Raw genomic sequence first — 19,591 nt, 5'->3', positions numbered from 1 at the left:
CGGCTTTTTCTATAACTTCAGTGCTTAGTGACTAGTCAAATTGAATGCTATTATTTCTTTGGTGCGTTTGCGCCGATGAACCATGCATCTTTATCAACGATACGGCTAGCTTCTGTAAATAAATCAGCGGTGTCTTCATCACCTGCATCGCCAGCAGTAGCAATTGCTTCGCGCAATGTCTCTGCAACTTTCTTATAACGGCTGGTTAGCTCACGAACATGCTGATCTACTTCAGTGATGTCGGTTGGGTAGTCATCTAGAATAGACTCTTTGACTACTCGACTTGCCAAACCGTTTGGTTGACCGCCTAGGATCACAATACGCTCTGCGATAGTATCGGATACTTCAAGGATGCGATCTGATGTTTCATCTAATAACTGATGCACACCGATGAAGCCGGTGCCTTGTAGATTCCAATGGCACTGTTTGCCATCTAAGGTCAAATCAATAACGTTTGCTAGGTTAGCGTTTAGCAAATCAATCATTTTTTTCGCAGTTTCGTCTGAAATACCACTTGCGTAACGTTCTCTCATATTTTACTCCGTCATTTATTTAAAATTATTATATTGAATGAAAGTTCAATGTATTTTTATTGGTCTTCTATTCGATGACAATCAAGTTAAAACTAATGATAAAAATTGCTGTACAGCTATCAATTCATTAGTACTGATCACTAATACTTAGAAGTTATCAACTTGTTAATTCAAGAACGATAATAGCAGCTTAACTCAGTGTTGGAACCCTTGAGTGTTAGGCTTTGTTAGGTGGTCGTGTAACGAGTTTGTTAACCATGAAAAGCTTTGTAAATTTATCGAATACTGTGTGCGTTTTTTATAACGATGTAAGTTTTATCCGCTACTATTAAGCCTTAAATTTTAATAAATAGTAGATCTATACACTCATGTTTTTGGGCAGCAAGGCAGAGTTTTAACTATAGGATGAGACTCCTTATTCTCCTTTAAAAACCGCTACTCAGACCCCATATTGTTATAAACCTTAAGAAGAAGAAAGCCATTATGCGAATGCCTGAACCGCGCTCATCGCGTCAGTTAAATCAATTGGCCACTCAGCTCCAAGGCGAAGCTGAAATTAGTGGTGTTAATGCGTCAGGGACGCAAATATCAAGTCGTGCCTTTGAGATGGTTACTGACTTTGAGCCAGCAGGCGATCAGCCTCAAGCCATCAAAAAGCTAGTCAACGGTATCAATTCGGACATGGACGAGCAGTTGCTATTGGGTGTGACTGGTTCTGGTAAGACCTATACCATGGCAAAGGTAATCGCTGAAACTCAGCGCCCAACCATTATCATGGCGCACAACAAAACGCTAGCTGCTCAGCTATATGGTGAGTTCAAATCGTTCTTCCCTAATAATGCTGTCGAATATTTTGTCAGCTATTATGATTACTATCAGCCAGAAGCGTATGTCGCTGCTAGTGATACCTTTATCGAAAAAGATAGCGCCATCAACGATCATATTGATCAGATGCGCCTGTCAGCCACGCGTGCCTTGTTAGAGCGTCGTGATGCGATTATCGTCGCTTCGGTATCTTGTATCTATGGTTTGGGTGATCCAGAGAGCTACCTAAAAATGCTATTGCATGTCGTTGTGGGCGATAACATCGATCGTACGGCGACAATCAAGCGTTTGGTTGAGATGCAGTACACACGTAATGAGCTGGATTTTGGCCGTGGTACGTATCGTTTGCGTGGAGAGCTGTTAGATATCTATCCTGCTGAGTCTGAGCAGCTAGCCGTACGTGTGCATTTATTCGATAACGAGGTCGAGAAGATTACGTGGTTTGATCCTTTGACGGGTAAGACGGTACGCAGCGTGCCACGTATTACTATTTATCCAAAGTCGCACTATGTGACGCCGCGCAATAAGCTAGAAGCTGCCAGCCATACGATTCGTGCTGAGTTAGAGCCGCGTTTAGAGTACTTCCGTGACAACAACAAACTGATTGAAGCACAGCGTCTCAAAGAGCGTACTCAGTATGACTTGGAGATGATTCAGCAGCTTGGTTACTGTAACGGTATCGAAAACTACTCACAGCATCTCTCTGGTCGTCCATCAGGGGAAGCGCCGCCGACGTTGTTTGATTATATTCCAGAAGATGCCTTGTTGTTCCTTGATGAATCACATGTGACGGTTTCGCAGATTGGTGCGATGTATAAAGGCGATAGATCACGCAAAGAAAACTTGGTCAATTATGGTTTTAGATTACCCAGTGCGATGAATAATCGCCCGATGAAGTTTGAAGAGTGGGAACGTATCAAGCCCAAAACCATTTATGTGAGTGCCACGCCAGCATTGTATGAGCTTGAGCATAGCGAGCAAGTCGTAGAGCAGGTTGTTCGTCCGACGGGTCTGATTGACCCTGAGATTGAGATACGTCCTGTCTTGACGCAAGTCGATGATGTGCTATCAGAGATTACCAAACGCCGTGAAAAGGACGAGCGTGTACTGATTACCACATTGACCAAGCGTATGTCGGAAGATCTGACCAGTTATCTTAAAGAGTATGATGTAAAAGTCGCTTATCTACATTCGGACATCGATACTGTTGAGCGTATGCAGATTATTCATGAGCTGCGTACTGGCGTGCATGATGTGCTGGTCGGTATCAACTTGTTACGTGAAGGCTTGGATATGCCTGAGGTATCACTGGTAGCGATATTTGATGCTGATAAAGAGGGCTTTTTGCGTTCTGAGCGTTCGCTGATTCAGACCATTGGTCGTGCAGCGCGTCACTTAAACGGTAAAGCCATTCTCTATGCCGACCGTATTACGCCAAGTATGCAAAAGGCGATAGATGAGACGGATCGCCGCCGTGATAAGCAGATTGCCTTTAACCTTGAGCATAACATCACGCCAAAAGGTGCTCGCCGTAGTATCACGGACAAAATTGATACGGGCGAAAGCCTAGATGCCAACGACAATCAAGCTATCCCAGTTAAGAGTAACTTGCCAGATGTCGATATCAATATCTTGCGTAGCCCTGATTTGCTTGCCAAAGAAATCAAACGACTAGAGAAGCAAATGCAGCAAATGTCGCGTGATTTGAAGTTTGAAGAAGCAGCAAAAACGCGTGACAAAGTGCTTGAGTTAAAAGCACATTTAATCTGATAACTGAGGTTAAATATTGAGGCTAAAAAGAGGCTAAACAATAGCTAAGGTGGGGTGCTTTTTAAGTACCTCACTTTTTTGTGGTTTATTCAATATCGGAACGTACAGAATACTTGTAATACCTCGCATTGCCACTTACCATATCCGCATAAATCTTCACCATCCATATAATATTTCAAAAGTTTAAGTCACAAGCTAGCAAGCCAAGTACGTGTAATGTTCTTGGTAGGCTAGGCTTGTTGTTGTCATAGATCAAATTATCAACATAGACTGAATTTTTGGAATGGACATAATCTAGGCGTATTATTCACTGTGCTTACCAACAACTTAATAGAATTAAACTCTAACGAAAATTCACTCGGCATGTCAGATGCTGCCAAAAAATCCGTTATCGACTCCTTAGACATCGGTTTTCGTTATCCTGATGACCAACGTGCAGCGCTGATTACCAAAGTCGCTGAGATAAATGGTGTGACAGAGAGTCAAATCTCACTGGGCAGTGGCTCTAGTGAAAATATTCGTACCGTCGTCCAAATGCTACAAAATCAAGCATTAGTAGAAGGCAAAAAATTCCAAGTTATCGTGCCGCATCCAACCTTTGCCTATGCTGAGTTATATGCGACATCTGTCGATGTACCTGTGGTAAAAGTACCGCTGATGACTGAAAACTACTCCTTTGACTTGCAAAGCATGCAAAAAGTGGCTGATGACTTTGACGGTATTAGCTTGTTTTATCTGTGCAATCCAAACAACCCAACGTCGACTATTACTGACACAGCAAAGCTCAAAGAATGGGTAGGGAATGCACCAAGTAACCATTACTTTTTATTAGATGAAGCTTATTCAGAGTATGTGACTGATCCAAGTTTTGAGAGTGGTGTTGCATGGATACGAGAGGAGTACTCAGAAAATGTCATTGTGGTGCGTACTTTCTCAAAGTTATGCGCACTCGCGGGCATGCGTGTCGGCTATGCAGTGGCTAGCCCGCAAATGATAGCTAGATTAGAAGCATTTATCTCGATTGATAATACCAATTTGTCTGGTGCAGTGGCTGCGCTAGCGACTCTCGATGACGAAGCGTTTTTGGCCTTGAGCTTACGTACGGCGAATCAATCGCGCCAGCTGGTAGAGCAGACGTTAGATGAGCTTGGTTTACGGTATTTACCATCACAAGCCAGCTTTATATTCCATGAGATAAAGGGCGACGTGCAAACCTATATCGATAGAATGCGTGAGCATGGCATCGCAGTTGGTCGCGAGTTTGCACCTATCACAGGATTTAATCGCTTGACGCTTGGCAGACCTGATGAGATGGCAGTGTTCGTAGAGACGCTCAAATCATTTCGTGCGAAGGGCTGGGTCTAACTAAATTAGTTAATGCAGTTGGATGATATAAAGGGAAGTTGCTTATTGGTCGCTTCCTTTTTTGTTGTGTTTATTTCGGTTGTTGGAACTGTATTGAGGCCAGAATCAATCGCGCATTTTTACCAACATCAAACGCAGTTTTACATATCGCACCTTAAATAATTTAACGCTATCTTATAGGATAACTGAGTAAAGCATGACCCGTTAATCACACAGATGAATACTGGGTAACAGTCACAGTGCTCGGCATGCTCACGTATCTTATAATTATAAAGTTAGGGATGTACCTATGTTCGATATCAAATCATTTTTTAAACGAGAAGTAGAAAAAAAGCTTATCAATGTAGATGACTATATTTTTATGCCAGAACGCGTAGAGATGGAAATTGAAGGTGGACTATTAAATTGTGTGTTGAATAGTGATGGTCGCGTAGATATTTTTTATAGTAAAGACGGTGTCACCGAGGTGGGTTCAGCCTCGCGCAAACACCCATTTACAGCATTTGAAAAAGAGCTATATCATGGTATTTACGATGACGTGATTAATGATTTAATTAAGGAAGTGGATAAAATTATTGATAGCACCTCGAAGTATTTCCGTCGTAGCCAATCGTTGCCTTTTACGGCTTCTATAACGTCTCAACCAGCTGACACAAATAAATTTTAGGCTAATCAATTTAACCAATAGAAAGCAATAAAAAGGGTGCGTTATGTATAACGCACCCTTTTTATTATTTCTTATTCTAATGAATAATTTGATTGTTCTATTGAACAAAGCTTGTATAGCAGCTCTGTAGAGATTTGGCGACGACTTGTGCGACTAACTGAGTACGGTACTGAGAGTCAATCGCGGCATTGCCCAACTCAACAATGGTTACTTGCTGCGGTGCTTGCTCACTGACACAGCCACAAACATTGGTTTTAACAGATTCTTGCTGTGCTTCTGTCATGGCAACGCTTGCAACACGCCACGCGTTTTGTTTTTCAATTTGGCTACGACACTGGTTGTCGATCGCAGCTCTAAAAACATTCATGCCGATCTCATTTGCGGTACCGATTGCTGTACCTGTACCGTTGTTTGTAGCACCTGTTGTGGTACATCCCGCCAAGGCAAAAGTCGCTAGCATCATCGTTGAAGCCAAGATTTTTTTCATAAGTTAGTCCTTTAAGGTGTCTGTCATAAATAAAGCTGTATATTATCAGTAAAACCTAGCAATGACATCATTAACCACAAGCGCATATTATTTTAGAGCTCTATAACTTATCTGTATAAACCACAAAAAAGCCAGCTAAGTGAACACTTAACTGGCTTGATATAGACTAAGCTATTCGGCTTATTTATACGTTTTTGCCGTGTTCTTTTTGCTGAATATCTTTTGCCAATTTATAGCATTCATTGATATGGTCATTGGCAATTTTCTTAAAAATCGTATAGCCCATCGTTGCAGCAACCAGTTGACCGCCAAGTGGGATAAACTTGGTCACTTGTTTGGCAGCGATACGACCACCGAAACCTTGGATGGTTTTTTTGACGATACCACGTGTTGCCATGAGTCCAGCGAAATCTACGGTACGGTCTTTTACTGCGCTCCAATGCACTTCGCGAGATTCCAAGTTAATGGCTGATTGACGGTCTTCAATGAGACCAAAACGCTCACTAATTTCTGGAATCAACTGCGTTAACATGCCTGCATCAACTGCCACATCAAAAAATGGCACTGGCACAACCGCTACACCAGCAGAAACTCTAGCGCGTCTTTTTACCATTCCTTGACATTCTTTTTTAACTTTATCAAGGTCTAGGTTAGGGTCGATAGTATTTGGAAGTTTTTCAGCAAGTGGCGTGGTTTTCATAAAGTGTCCTTATAAATAATTAAAATATAAATGATAAAAAGTTCAATGAATAACAAATCCTTCAGTTGCTTACTATTTTATGGATTTATGCGTGGCTTACAATCATTGCTTTGTAGCAAAATGAATGAAATTACTCACACTGTGCACCTTTTTTGTAAGTGAGTAAACGAAGGTGATTTACATGAGCTATAAAAATGGCAGTCTCAATTATTACTAATATATGGGCATTATTCATTAGGTTGCACAATGCCTAATGATATACAGAGGTAGTATAAATTGTCATTGTGACCCTCTGCTAAAGCCAGTAGAATACCCTCATGCTAAATTTAACCCCCCGTTATACCAGCACTCGCATCGACGAGTTGCCCGCCGCGCTGCAACCATTTGCCGCTCAATCATTCACGCTTGCCCGTCTGTATGCAGGGCGAGGTATCACTGCGCCTGATGAGCTGGAGACTAGCCTATCAGGTCTATTGTCTGCTGAGGCACTGCACGGTGTCACAGAAGCCGTGCGCTTATTGGACTTGGCGATTGATGAGCGTCAGCGTATCTTGATCGTTGGTGACTTTGACTGTGACGGTGCCACCAGTACAGCCTTAATGATGCGCGCGCTCACAAAGATGGGTGCGGTCGTTGATTTCCTAGTACCAGATCGTTTTAAGTACGGTTATGGCCTGACGCCAGAGATCGTCGAGTTAGGTATTGAGACTTTTCAGCCAGATATGATAGTGACGGTTGATAATGGTATCTCAAGTCATGAAGGGGTGGCGCGTGCCCAAGCTGATGGTATTACGGTGATTATCACAGACCACCATCTCACGACCAAAGAGACGCCACCTGCCGAAGCGGTAGTCAATCCCAATCAGCTAGGTTGTGACTTTGCTAGTAAGGCATTGGTTGGAGTAGGCGTAGCATTTTATGTGCTCGGACGCTTAGCAAAGCTACGCCGCGAAGCTGGCAAGTCTACGGTACAGGTGAGCCAATATTTGGATTTGGTCGCACTTGGGACGATTGCAGACGTTGGGGTACTGGATAAAAACAACCGCATTTTGGTACATCACGGATTATCGGCAATTCGTCAAGGCCGCTGCTGTATGGGAATATTGGCATTGCTTGAGCAAGCGGGCCGTGATCCCAAGCAGCTTCATGCACAGGATTTTGGTTTTGTATTAGGCCCACGTATCAATGCAGCTGGGCGTATGGACAATATGCGCATCGGTATCGAGTGCTTATTGACTGAAGACTGGAGCACCGCACAACATTTGGCACAAGAGCTTGAACAGTTGAACCGTACGCGTCGTCATGTAGAGGGCGAGATGCGTACACAAGCCGATAGTATCGTACAAGCATTGGCCACTGAAAATAATAACGACGATAGGGCGAATGTTGATAGCGATGATAATGCCAGTAACGACGACACAATTACTCAAGCTGTCTCTACTGCTAAGGCTAGCAATTCAGGTGCGCGTAGTATTATTCTATACCAAGATGACTGGCATCAAGGAGTCATTGGCATTGTCGCTGGTCGACTAAAAGAAAGCCATTATTTACCCAGTATCGTATTTGCACCAGCAGACACTGAACAAACAGATGAAGATAGCGCCATTAAAGGCTCTGCACGTTCTATCGCTGGCGTACATATTCGTGATGCGATTGAACAAGTTGCTGAGCGTTATCCAGACTTAATCAGTCATTTCGGCGGGCATGCGATGGCCGCAGGTCTGACCCTAAAGCGCCGCAACTTTGAGGCATTTGTCACAGCTTTTAACGAAGTGATGGCTCAGATGGATGATGAGGTATTTGCAGAGCAAAAATTCACCGATGGACCTTTGCAGGCGAGTGACTTTAGCTTATGGTTTGCCGAGCATTTAGCCGATGCCAGTATCTGGGGTCATGGGTTTGCACCGCCGATATTTGACGGTGTGTTTGAGGTATTGAGCTTTAAGATTTTAAAAGACAAACATCTTAAGTTATCGCTGCGCTATCCAGACGTTCAATATCCGATAGAGGCAATTTGCTTTAACTTCGATAATGAGGCGTGGGATTACCGTGCTAAGCAAGTCCACTTGTTATTTCAGCTAGACATCAATGAATGGAATGGCAAACAAAGCTTACAGCTGATGGTTAAAGATTTGGCTGTGGTAGAGCAAGGCTAAAGCGACAATATTGAACCGATAATACGAAACGCGCCCATATTTGAGCGCATTGGTATTTTTGAAATGAAGACACGCTCTAGTATCAGTATTTCCATTCTAGTGTGGGGAACTGCCAATCGTAACGAATAGCCAGCATACGCAAAGTAAAAATCGTACTCATCGTAGAGATGTCAGCTACCCAATCTGTCACGCCTAAGTTCTTTAGAGCAAAGTACAGAACCCCACCCGTCAACGCTGCGGTGATATAAATCTCTTGCTGCAGTACCAATGGAATCTCATTGCAAATCATATCGCGAATGATGCCACCAACCACGATGGTAATCACACCTAATAATAGCGCTACAGGCACATTGGCACCCATGCTATCAGCGACTTTGATACCGATCAGCGTAAATGCTGACAGACCAATGGTGTCGGATAGTTTAAGGAACTTATCGACTCGCCTTGAGTTTGGATGAAAAAATATCTGCATCGCTAGGGATGAAATCGTAATAAGGGTCAGATAGCTCATATCTACCATCCAAAATAATGGATGGCGATCCAGAATGACATCACGTACCGTACCGCCGCCGATAGCAGTGACGATAGACACGAGCAGACAGCCGAAGACATCGAAGTTTTTGTGCTTGGCAAGTATCGTCCCTGAGACGCTACAGGCGATGATGCCAATCATATCAAAGAAATATATCAAAGAGCGCGGGTCAAAAGTAGTGATCAGTACGGTAGGATCCAATACGATAGCCAACATGGGCAGTTCTCACTATTTTCAATTATTGTCAGTCAAACAAAGGCTATCTACGCAGAGTCTTGCTCAATCAATCAGTCCACGAGCCGAATAGAAGGCAGATGCCAGTCGAATCTGAGCGCGAGCATACGTACTGCAAAGATGACAAACAGCATAATAAATTCGTTGAGACTGGCACCGACTCCGAAATACTGTAAGCATAAATAGGTCACCGACCCTGCGATACTGGCAGTAATATAAATCTCACGCTGTAATACCAGCGGAATCTCATTACAAATGATATCGCGTAGCAAACCACCAATGGTAGCAGTCCAGACACCCATCATAACAGCAATGAGGGGAGACATATCTAGGGTTAAGGCCACCTTAAAACCAATGACACTAAAAGCGGCCAACCCAATGGCATCAAAGAGCTTTAACGCATTATCAATCTTATGATAAAGGTGAAAGAATATTTGTAAGATAAGAGAGGTCACCGTGATAACGATCACGTAATTAAGGTCAGTCATCCAAAATAGAGGATGGCGGTCGAGAGCCATATCACGTAATGTACCACCGCCGATGGCATTGACCATCGCTACCAGAATACACCCAGCGATATCAAAGCCTTTATGCTGCGCAAGTAAAGTCCCTGCAATTGCGCAGGCAACAATGCCAACCATGTCCAATAAATATAATAGAATATCAGGAAAAATCAAAGCATTACCCATGGTTATAGTGCCAAATCGAGATCATCAAAGTGATAAGTGTTTTTTAGGTGGCTATTCAATGCATAAGTTTGACGAAAGAGGCGTAGTGTTACAGTGCCATTTAGCCATCTTTTGCAAAGAATATCAGCCCTACAATAATAAGCCCTATACCGACCAGTCCCATCGTCGAAGGTATGGCGTTATCTAATAATAATATACCCCCAATCAAAGCAAAAATAACTTCACTGGCTTGGGTTGAGTCGACGCCTGCAACCTCGCTTGAAGTAACAGCTTGCTCGCGTGCATACAAAAATATAGTGGTCGCTGCCACGCCTGCCAATAGAGCAACGAGCAACGTATTGATTATTTGTGAGGGGTGGGGTTGGTCAGGGCGCACTATAATGCCCAAAAACAGCCAAAATGGCAAACACCCAAGAGTCATTAGCCACACTTTGTTAAAGGCATTTTGCAGTAGCGTGGTTTCGATAGAAGGAATACGAGCAATGAGATTTTGTAGGGATGAGGTTGCTGCAGTGTTGTCGCTTTGAAGTACGCTATCGAGGTCGGTAGCATCATATGTCGTAGTTGGCAAATCATAAGCTTCGGATATGACCGGTTCACTCTGATCGTTAATATCAATACCAACACTAGTGCTAGCTCGTTGAGCGTTCAACTCTGCTGCCTTCTGTAACTCGGTATTACGCTGACGAGCATTGTGAGAAGCCTGCCAAACCAGCTGGTTACCAATCGGGTAGCTAAAAGCTGCGATAAGAGCAGGTAGCGCACCGTAGAGCAGCATGTCAGACATGGGGACGGTGTCGGTTATAGAAGCAGCATGCAGACCTTCACTGATATTGACGAGCGCCACACCGATAAAGACAATGACAGCATATACGATGAATTTTTTGTCAAAGCGTTGACCAAATGCTAATAGCACAAGCAAACTGGCGACGACGGTAAACATAAAGGTAGCCGCTACCACCCATCCCGCAACATGATCTGCGGCATAGCAAATACCAGTATAAAACAGTCCAAATCCGATACTGCCAGTAATGCACCAAAAGCCCCAATGCTGTAGAAAAATTCTCATTAGCGCTTTAATACGATCAAAGCCATGTTGTATCGTAATAACGGCGGTGATAATCAACAGCATAAAGACATAGCGCAGACTCGCTGACCAAAACCAATGTCCACCTGCGCTACTCATAAGCTCATTTAAGATAAATGTCGAGCTAAAAAACGCACCTGCTAGCAAGCCCAATAAAATGAGTTTAACCATACCGTTACCTTATCCAGGGCGCTCTACGTATTCACACTTTCTGTTTGTTACTTGCTGATAGTTACTTGCCTTTGGCATCTGCCCAAATGATTTTGTGCAATTGTAGCTGAAAGCGAACTGGTAAGGCATCAGCCAACATCCATTCTGCTAGCTCGCGCGCCAGTACAGGTACTTCAGGGCTGAGCTGTTCATCGACATCATCTGCGACGTTAAACATTGGAGAGAACCATACCGTACCGACCAGTTCGTTTAGCTTATACTCAGTCAATTTAGCTTTTGCCCAGTCATAATCTGTACGATTCATAATGACAAACTTAATTTGGTCATGCTGAGTAAGGTAGTCGAGATTTGACCATAGATTTTTATCGACTTCGCCTGAGCTTGGCGTTTTGAGATCCATTACCTTACTGACTGCTGCTGGCACATTTTCTACCGTAAGTGCGCCTGCGGTCTCAAGTGATATCTCATAACCATCGCTCAACAAACGTTTCATCAATTCAATAGCATTTGGCTGCGCTAATGGCTCACCGCCCGTCAGACAAATGCGCTTGCACGGATAACCCTTGATGGTTTCTATGATGGTTTCTAATGATTGACGTTCGCCGCCAGTAAAAGCATATTCGGTATCACAATAGACGCAGCGCAGCGGACAGCCTGTTAGACGCACAAATATCGTCGGCAAGCCTGAAGTGATCGCTTCACCTTGTAGGGAATAAAAAATCTCAGTCAGACGTAACCCTGCTTCAGGGTCAGTGACAGGGATAGCGGCGGTGCGTAATGATGATTCACTCATAATATTTCAAATACAGTTAAAGGTCGATAAGGCGATGAAGCGCTTATCAATCGTAATAAAAAGGCAGGGGATGGTACGAATGATTTTGTGTTTGTATAAAGCCAAACTAAAAGAGGATTATAACGTAACGCGTTATATTAAGCTGCAAAAAAGATGCTGGAGTCATCCTCCAGCATCTTCATATAAAACAATATTATTCAATAAACAACGGTACTTGCCAAATATTTAGGCTAAGCGTAATAGCTCGTTTACTGATGTTTTTGCACGAGTTTGCGCGTCCACTTTTTTCACGATGATAGCAGCGTACAAGCTATGTGTGCCATCTTCTGACGGTAAGCTACCTGGTACAACAACAGAACCTGCTGGTACACGGCCACGATGAATCTCGCCAGTCTCGCGATCATAGATGCGCGTCGATTGACCGATGTAGACACCCATAGAGATGACCGCGCCTTCTTCAACGATAACGCCTTCAACGATTTCAGAGCGTGCACCAATGAAGCAGTTGTCTTCAATGATAGTAGGGTTTGCTTGCAATGGCTCTAATACGCCGCCGATGCCAACGCCGCCTGATAGATGCACGTTTTTACCGATTTGAGCACATGAACCAACAGTCGCCCATGTATCAACCATCGCGCCTTGATCGACATAGGCGCCGATGTTGACGTATGACGGCATCAATACTGCGCCTGCTGCAATGAATGAACCTCTACGCGCGACAGCTGGCGGTACAACGCGTACGCCTGCTTCTTTAAACTGTGCTTCGGTCCAGTTAGCAAATTTAGTTGGTACTTTGTCATAGAACTGTACGTGTTCGCCAGCGGCTTGGACGTAGTTGTCGTTTAGACGGAAAGACAATAGTACGGCTTTTTTGGCCCACTGATTGACAACCCACTCGCCATCTTTCTTTTCTGCTACGCGCAGGCTACCGTTATCTAGTTGCTCAAGTACTTGATTGATAGCATCACGCACGTCTTGTGGCATATTGGCTGGGCTGTATTCGTTGCGATTTTCAAAAGCTTGTTCGATGGTTTGTTGTAATGACATAAAGGTTCCTAAAATGAATGAAAGGGAGGGTGATCTTAATGTTATGGTTAAAGACTTATATGACCCAGCCTAAAGAAAATTCAAGGTATGGCTTGGTCCAAAAACTTGCTTGCCGTATTGTCGCTAATTTGACCGCTTTTAGCAAACACGTTGAGGGTCTTATTGTGACAATATTGAATGAGTTGTTTTAGATATCCTCTCAAAACAACTCCTTTATCATGATTTAATCGTCTGTCGTGTTGGTCTCTATCCACTCTAAAATGTCTTGATAAACGGTCTGTTTATCCTTTTCGTGCAGCACTTCATGACGCATATTAGGATACAGCTGAATATCGACATGACTGAAATGACGCTTGTCCAGACGCGTGACTACCCTACGTATACCGCGACCCATTTCGCCAATCGGATCATCTTCACCGCTGATAAACAGCATCGGGAAATTTTTGGCAATAGTAGTAGCCCAATTTTTATTTAGTCCAGTATCCATGAGCGTAAACAATGTCATAAAGCCATTATTGGTAAAGTTAAAACCAGTCTTAGGATCGGCTTCATAGGCTTCAATATTTGCGGTATTTTCACTGAGCCATGCAAACTGTGAGGACGAATTGCGATCAGGGAGTTGGCTGTTAAGGACTTTGTTCATCACCTTGGCAAAAACTGTATTCGGTTGTCTTGGGGCGACTCTGGCCAGTAGCTTGTTAATAGGTAATAAAACCTTGGCCAGTGGGTTGGCGTCTGCGGAACCCATGAGGATGGCGCCTGTGAAATTATGCGCATGATGCTTGAGTACATTGCGCACGATAAATGAGCCCATCGAGTGACCCATCACAAAATGCGGGACGTCTGGATGACGGTCTTTTAGGCTATCGGCCATCACAATCACGTCTTTCAAAAGCGACTGTACCGGATGCTCTTCACCGAAAAAACCAAGATCGGCCTCAGTCTTGATAGTCTGTCCATGACCCAAATGATCGTAAGTCGCTACAGCGATACCATTGTCTGCCAAAAACTGTGCAAAATCGCTATAGCGACCGCTGTGCTCTGCCATGCCATGCACAATCAGCAAAGTCGCGCTAATGTCGACGTCTTTGCTACTTGGTTCAAAAAAGTCATGGTGCAAGTAGTGAATATTGTCAGAAGACAAAATGTGATCGTTACTGGTATCGATGTTGGTACTCATGTAATGTTCCTTGATTACTTATAATTTTCATTAACGGTTTTGACGATGTTTCTCAAATAATGAGTCAAGCAACGCAATTTATCATGCGGCTCTTATAATGTCCTATTGTACTGGGCGATGATAAATAATTTCACCTTATTTTATGATTTTAATTCAGTTATACAAAATATCATTCTACTAATAACGGTTAACGCAGTGACTATCGCTGAATCCGTATAAGCTACATCAATCATATAAGCCATTTACGCTCTTACTGTTCGCCCGCAACAGACTAGTCTTATTTATATGATACTTTTAAATGAGTTTTTAAAGTCATTTATATCAATCAACATTCGATCAAACACTAACAGCAACCAACCGCCAACCGCTTTGATAAAATCATCTATGACGAAATTTTTACCGAAAAAGACATTACTATTGGCAGGCGCAGGTCACGCTCACATTGGTATATTACGCCGACTTAGCGCCGCGCGTTTAAAGGATGCCGATACGATAGAGGCAGACATTCACTTAATTAGTGAGCAGCCGCAAACCATCTATTCTGGCATGTTACCGGGTTGGATGGCAGGGAATTATCAGCTGCATGATATCAGTATCGATATCAAATCGCTCTGTGTGCGAGCAGGTGTGCGCTTTATTCAGCAGTCGCTTGTACAAGTAAACGCAGCGTCAAACAAGGTGGTTACGACTGGCGATGAACAAACGAATTTTGATTACGATGTCTTGTCTTTAAATACGGGCGCAGATACAGACATGCGTTGGCTACGTGACCACAATGGCTACAACGAGCATAAAAGCGATAGTGATGATAGTGATGTTGGCGCTGTTAATACCTATGCTAATACTGACGTGATTGCTATACGACCGTTATCAACATTTATCACTCAATGGCAGCAGATTCTAAAAGATACTCAACAGTCTGAAAGGTATCAATTGGCTATTATTGGGGCAGGAGCTGCGGCCATAGAGTTGGTCATGGCAGCCCAAGTCGCGCTACGGAACATCAACCGTAACCATCAGGTGACATTAGTATGCGGCGAGAATCTCTTGTCAGGGTTTAATTCGGGCTTTCGTCACCGAGTTGTTAAGCAGCTAGATCGTCATGGTATTACGGTAATTCGAGAACGAGCAACGGATTATCGCGATGGTAAATTATCGACCACCCATAAATTATTGCCAATGAATGCTGTCATCGCTGCGACTGGCGTCATAGGCTCGGCATGGACGGCTTCTACGGATTTGGAGATAGAAGGTAATGGGTTTGTCGCGGTAAACGATAAGCAGCAAAGTGTCTCTCATCCTAATGTGTTTGCGGTTGGTGATGTGGCGACACGAATCGATAAATACGTGGCGCATTCGGGGGTTCACTCAGTGCATGGCGGTGCTGTCGAAGCCGATAATTTGTTGGCTTATCTACAAGATAGCGTAATGAAGAGCTATCAGCCAAAGTCACGCACGCTATACCTGCTATCGTGCGGCGATAAATATGCCATTGGTAGTTGGGGCAATATAAATCTACAAGGTCGCTGGGTATGGCATCTCAAAAAGTATATTGATAAGCGCTTCATAGAGGCGGATAAGGGTTAATGCTCATTTGGAATAAACCATAAAATCCATCTGATTAGTTGTCACTGCTTATTCATAATCAGGTATGATTGATTAGATAAACCGTAAAGTAAGCAATCAGGTTTTACGTTGTAAATATTAAAAATAAACAGTAAAAGCAATGCGCTACCTTTGTTTTCTAATCTTTAATTTTACGTTGCTATCCTTTTTTAGTTGTACTGCTAACAGGATTTTAGACCACCATGAAATCAACAATTGAGTTACTTGAGCATACGGATTTTCCAGCGATAAAACGACGTCAACTGACCATATTGCAAGTGAATATGGGCTATTTATGCAATATGTCTTGCGTACATTGTCATGTGGCTGCCAGCCCTTATCGTACCGAGATGATGTCGCGTGAATTGGTCGAGTTGATACCAGAAGTATTGCAAGCACAAAATATCGATACGCTTGATTTGACAGGCGGTGCGCCTGAGATGCACGAGGATTTTAAGTATTTGGTCAAGGCCGCTCGGGCATTAGGCGTCAAAGTGATAGACCGCTGTAACCTGACCATTCTTATGGAAGAGGATTATGAGGATATGGCGCAGTTTTTAGCAGACAACCAAGTGGAAGTGGTGGCATCTTTGCCTTGTTATTCTTTAGAAAATGTCGATAAACAGCGCGGCAAAGGTGCGTTTGACGACAGTATATTGGGGTTGCAAAAACTCAACAGCTTGGGGTACGGCAGGCCTGATTCGAATTTAATATTAAACTTGGTCTACAACCCACAAGGCGCGACGCTGCCGCCCAATCAACAGCAGCTTGAAGCAGATTACAAGCGTGAGTTAAACGCGCACTTTGATATTGAGTTTAATCATCTATTTGCCCTAACCAATATGCCGATTCAGCGTTTTGGGGCGGTGCTGTTGGCAAAAAACCAGTTCCACCCGTATATGGATTTACTCAAAGCTAATTATATGGCTGCTAATTTAGCCGAGGTTATGTGCCGTTCGACCATTAGTGTCAATTGGCTGGGTGAACTGTTTGATTGTGATTTCAATCAGCAGTTAAAGATACCTGTCCCCAACAAGTCACGGCGACACCTAAGTGATTTGTTAACGCAAAACCCGTCTGGTGATGACATTGCCATTGCTGACCACTGCTATGGCTGTACAGCAGGACAGGGCAGTAGCTGTGGCGGCGCGTTAGAAGAAGAGGCAATAGAGCCAGTGCTAGTAGACACGCCTTAGCCGTTCTAATGTAAGTGCTTTTAATATAAGCACTTTAAATATATGAGCTTTAAGCCTAAGCACTTTAAACATAGGTGCTTTTAGCATACATAAAAAATTTAGATAAAAAACAATCAGTGTAAACGGAGTAAGCCTTATGTCAGTATTTAACTTTCCAGCGAAGACGTTTTTCGCCCAACCAGTGATTGCCACGACTATTTTATTAGCAAGCGTGGCTGCTCATGCTGACTTCAACCATCAGAGCTGGGATAGCTTATTAAATAAGCATGTGACCATGACCAACGGTGGCAAAGCTTCAGTGGTCAATTATGCTGGCATGAAAGCAGATCAAAGTAAGCTGACAAGCTATCTGGAAGCGACAAGCAAGGTATCTCAATCAGAGTTTAATCGTTGGAGTAAAAATGAGCAGTTGGCTTTTTTAATCAACGTTTATAACGCTGGTACGGTAGATTTGGTATTGACGAAATATCCAAACGTTAAATCTATCAAAGATATTGGCGGACTGTTTGGGTCACCATGGAAGCAAGAGTTTGTTTCGCTACTCGGTAAAACGCGCTCACTGGATGATATCGAGCACAACCTGATTCGTGGTTCTAAACGTTACAACGATCCGCGCATTCACTTTGCGGTCAATTGTGCCAGTATCGGTTGCCCTGCATTGCAAGATGATGCCTTTACTGGCAAGCGTTTAGACAGTCAGTTGGAGCAGGCAACGTCTAAGTTTTTAGCAGACAGTAGTCGCAACAGTCTCAAAGGCGATACGCTAAGAGTGTCACCAATTTTTAAATGGTATAAAGAAGACTTTGCAACCAACTGGCGTGGTACAAAAGATTTGGCAGGGTTTCTAGGTCGTTATAGCTCGTCACTAGGATTGAGTAAAGCTCAGACAGCGGATCTCAAACAAGGCAAGATAAAAGTAAGCTATACCGATTACAACTGGAATTTGAATAAAAAATAAGCCAGTTTTTAATGTTACTCGCTGATTAACGTGACGGTATATCCATTGAAAATCTCCATCATCATTCCGATATTAAATGAAGCGGATAACTTGCCTGAGCTTATGGCTCATATTGTCCGTCTCGATCCGGCACCGCAGCAAGTGATATTGGTCGATGGTGGTTCAGTGGATGGTTCGATTACTGTCGCCAAAGAAATGCTCAAAAGTACAGAGATTGCTCAATCAATCATTGACTGGCATATTATCGACTCTACGGTAGGGCGTGCACAGCAGATGAATGCAGGCGCTATGTTGGCAACAGGTGACGTGTTGCTATTTTTACATGCTGATACCGAGCTGCCGGCTGACGCGATAGATAACGTTCAGCAGGCAGTAGCTCAGTACGATTGGGGACGTTTCGATGTTCATTTAGATAGCCATAATCCATTGTTAAACATCGTCGGATTAATGATAAATCAGCGCTCACGTCTAGTCAGTATAGCCACTGGTGATCAAGCAATATTTATCAAAAAGTCTGTGTTCGAGCAGATTGGTGGCTATCCTGATCAGCCATTGATGGAAGATATAGAACTGTGTAAACGGCTAAAGAAAATTTCTCGACCGGCTTGTCTAAAAAGCAAAGTCACGACCTCAGCGCGGCGTTGGCAGCAGCATGGTACATGGCGGACGATTTTCTTGATGTGGCACTTGCGCTTTGATTATTGGCGCGGCGTATCGCCTGATGTCTTAAAGCAACGCTACTATAATTAATGAAGTTGTTTGATTTATCAACATGATAGACAAAAGAAGAAAGAGTTCATCCTCGTGCATTTGACCAATTGAGAGACCGTTATAGTGACAGCTGATTTATCTGCAAGACAGCAAGATACCTGCATCATTCTTTTTGCAAAATATCCAGCGCCCAATAAGGCAAAAACCCGTTTGCAGCCAGCGCTAGGGGTAGATGGTGCTGCATGTATGGCAAGGCAGCTATTATTGCATAGTATTGAGCAGGCCGTTGATACGGGCTTTGCTGTCGAGCTATGTGTGAGTCCAGCACCAACAGATCCATGCTGGCAGGCGCTTGATTTACCTAGCTCACTGCGTTGCTCTATGCAGACCGATGGTGATTTGGGTTTGCGTATGTTGATAGCCAGTCAGTGCGCATTGCAACATTTCGACAAGGTTATGTTGATTGGTACGGACTGTCCTAGTCTTACGACAGCACGTATTCAGACAGCGATACAGCAGCTAAATCAACACGATGCGGTCATGATTCCAGCGACTGATGGTGGTTATGTGTTGTTAGGGTTTAAGCGAGTTGATGAAAGCCTGTTTTCGGACATTGTTTGGAGTACACCTAGTGTTGCTGCTGTCACCAAGCAGCGTATAGCCACATTAGGTTGGACACTTGCACTATTCGACCCTTTACCTGATATTGATGAGCCTAAAGATCTAGTACATTTGCCGTCAGGCTGGCTAGATTCTCAACTCAATACCAAAGTCGATAACGACTGATAGCGGATAACGGATAATTGATAACTAGATCAATAAATTCACTAACGTAGTTGTATATTCTAAGATGATTTACTAAGACTTTTAACTAGGTGGCACATT

18 protein-coding genes are annotated in these 19,591 nt (G+C 43.5%); 9 read left to right on the top strand and 9 right to left on the bottom strand.

Annotated elements, in window-relative coordinates:
- Positions 1 to 50 precede the first annotated feature (50 nt).
- Positions 51 to 533 (bottom strand): DNA starvation/stationary phase protection protein Dps, encoded by a 483-nt coding sequence (gene dps / locus ACQKC9_RS02710; protein ID WP_057760902.1) that lies wholly within the window; start codon positions 531 to 533, stop codon positions 51 to 53.
- 483 nt (positions 534 to 1,016) lie between these two features.
- On the opposite strand from dps, the gene uvrB reads away from it, so the two are divergent.
- The 3 genes from uvrB (at position 1,017) to ACQKC9_RS02695 (ending at position 5,160) form a co-directional block, all read left to right on the top strand.
- Positions 1,017 to 3,128: an excinuclease ABC subunit UvrB gene (gene uvrB, locus ACQKC9_RS02705; protein WP_101206411.1), complete on the top strand. Its 2,112-nt coding sequence runs from the start codon at positions 1,017 to 1,019 to the stop codon at positions 3,126 to 3,128.
- A gap of 312 nt (positions 3,129 to 3,440) precedes the next feature.
- On the top strand, positions 3,441 to 4,493 hold the full coding sequence (locus ACQKC9_RS02700; RefSeq protein WP_427620397.1) for a pyridoxal phosphate-dependent aminotransferase: 1,053 nt from the start codon (positions 3,441 to 3,443) through the stop codon (positions 4,491 to 4,493).
- Positions 4,494 to 4,782: 289 nt separating this feature from the next.
- Complete coding sequence (locus ACQKC9_RS02695; protein WP_165597842.1) at positions 4,783 to 5,160, top strand: hypothetical protein; 378 nt, start codon at positions 4,783 to 4,785, stop codon at positions 5,158 to 5,160.
- A 97-nt stretch (positions 5,161 to 5,257) separates the two neighbouring features.
- Here ACQKC9_RS02695 and ACQKC9_RS02690 read toward each other — a convergent pair whose 3' ends face one another.
- Both ACQKC9_RS02690 and ACQKC9_RS02685 read right to left on the bottom strand, forming a co-directional pair.
- Positions 5,258 to 5,647 (bottom strand): hypothetical protein, encoded by a 390-nt coding sequence (locus ACQKC9_RS02690; protein ID WP_201567403.1) that lies wholly within the window; start codon positions 5,645 to 5,647, stop codon positions 5,258 to 5,260.
- A gap of 184 nt (positions 5,648 to 5,831) precedes the next feature.
- Positions 5,832 to 6,347 (bottom strand): hypothetical protein, encoded by a 516-nt coding sequence (locus tag ACQKC9_RS02685; protein WP_057760892.1) that lies wholly within the window; start codon positions 6,345 to 6,347, stop codon positions 5,832 to 5,834.
- Between the two features lie 317 nt (positions 6,348 to 6,664).
- On the opposite strand from ACQKC9_RS02685, the gene recJ reads away from it, so the two are divergent.
- Positions 6,665 to 8,503, top strand: a complete 1,839-nt coding sequence (gene recJ, locus ACQKC9_RS02680; protein ID WP_427620396.1) for a single-stranded-DNA-specific exonuclease RecJ — start codon at positions 6,665 to 6,667, stop codon at positions 8,501 to 8,503.
- Positions 8,504 to 8,585: 82 nt separating this feature from the next.
- Here recJ and ACQKC9_RS02675 read toward each other — a convergent pair whose 3' ends face one another.
- The 6 genes from ACQKC9_RS02675 to ACQKC9_RS02650 form a co-directional block, all read right to left on the bottom strand.
- Positions 8,586 to 9,251, bottom strand: a complete 666-nt coding sequence (locus ACQKC9_RS02675; protein ID WP_057760888.1) for a trimeric intracellular cation channel family protein — start codon at positions 9,249 to 9,251, stop codon at positions 8,586 to 8,588.
- A gap of 71 nt (positions 9,252 to 9,322) precedes the next feature.
- Complete coding sequence (locus ACQKC9_RS02670; protein WP_427620395.1) at positions 9,323 to 9,958, bottom strand: trimeric intracellular cation channel family protein; 636 nt, start codon at positions 9,956 to 9,958, stop codon at positions 9,323 to 9,325.
- 100 nt (positions 9,959 to 10,058) lie between these two features.
- Positions 10,059 to 11,216 (bottom strand): multidrug resistance efflux transporter family protein, encoded by a 1,158-nt coding sequence (locus ACQKC9_RS02665; protein WP_427620394.1) that lies wholly within the window; start codon positions 11,214 to 11,216, stop codon positions 10,059 to 10,061.
- Positions 11,217 to 11,277: 61 nt separating this feature from the next.
- A complete protein-coding gene (gene queE, locus ACQKC9_RS02660; protein WP_057760883.1) occupies positions 11,278 to 12,009 on the bottom strand; it encodes a 7-carboxy-7-deazaguanine synthase QueE in 732 nt (243 codons plus the stop codon).
- Between the two features lie 225 nt (positions 12,010 to 12,234).
- A complete protein-coding gene (dapD, locus tag ACQKC9_RS02655) occupies positions 12,235 to 13,056 on the bottom strand; it encodes a 2,3,4,5-tetrahydropyridine-2,6-dicarboxylate N-succinyltransferase (protein ID WP_057760881.1) in 822 nt (273 codons plus the stop codon).
- A gap of 223 nt (positions 13,057 to 13,279) precedes the next feature.
- Positions 13,280 to 14,236 carry an alpha/beta fold hydrolase gene (locus tag ACQKC9_RS02650; protein ID WP_427620393.1) on the bottom strand — a complete coding sequence of 319 codons (957 nt, stop codon included), beginning with the start codon at positions 14,234 to 14,236 and terminating at the stop codon, positions 13,280 to 13,282.
- A 384-nt stretch (positions 14,237 to 14,620) separates the two neighbouring features.
- Between ACQKC9_RS02650 and ACQKC9_RS02645 the strand changes: the two genes are divergently transcribed.
- The 5 genes from ACQKC9_RS02645 to ACQKC9_RS02625 all read left to right on the top strand — a co-directional run bounded on the left by ACQKC9_RS02645 (position 14,621) and on the right by ACQKC9_RS02625 (position 19,492).
- A complete protein-coding gene (locus tag ACQKC9_RS02645; protein ID WP_427620392.1) occupies positions 14,621 to 15,823 on the top strand; it encodes an FAD-dependent oxidoreductase in 1,203 nt (400 codons plus the stop codon).
- 221 nt (positions 15,824 to 16,044) lie between these two features.
- Positions 16,045 to 17,037: an arsenosugar biosynthesis radical SAM (seleno)protein ArsS gene (gene arsS / locus ACQKC9_RS02640; RefSeq protein ID WP_427620391.1), complete on the top strand. Its 993-nt coding sequence runs from the start codon at positions 16,045 to 16,047 to the stop codon at positions 17,035 to 17,037.
- Positions 17,038 to 17,173: 136 nt separating this feature from the next.
- Complete coding sequence (locus tag ACQKC9_RS02635; protein ID WP_427620390.1) at positions 17,174 to 17,995, top strand: DUF547 domain-containing protein; 822 nt, start codon at positions 17,174 to 17,176, stop codon at positions 17,993 to 17,995.
- A gap of 45 nt (positions 17,996 to 18,040) precedes the next feature.
- On the top strand, positions 18,041 to 18,745 hold the full coding sequence (locus ACQKC9_RS02630) for a TIGR04283 family arsenosugar biosynthesis glycosyltransferase (RefSeq protein WP_427620389.1): 705 nt from the start codon (positions 18,041 to 18,043) through the stop codon (positions 18,743 to 18,745).
- A gap of 84 nt (positions 18,746 to 18,829) precedes the next feature.
- Positions 18,830 to 19,492: a TIGR04282 family arsenosugar biosynthesis glycosyltransferase gene (locus ACQKC9_RS02625; RefSeq protein WP_427620388.1), complete on the top strand. Its 663-nt coding sequence runs from the start codon at positions 18,830 to 18,832 to the stop codon at positions 19,490 to 19,492.
- Positions 19,493 to 19,591 lie beyond the last annotated feature (99 nt).

The sequence above is a fragment of the Psychrobacter sp. NPDC078409 genome, assembly GCF_050268505.1.
In the GTDB taxonomy this organism is placed as follows: domain Bacteria; phylum Pseudomonadota; class Gammaproteobacteria; order Pseudomonadales; family Moraxellaceae; genus Psychrobacter.
The sequence above is the reverse complement of the archived record's forward strand: the minus strand, read 5'-3'. Positions and strand labels throughout refer to the sequence as shown.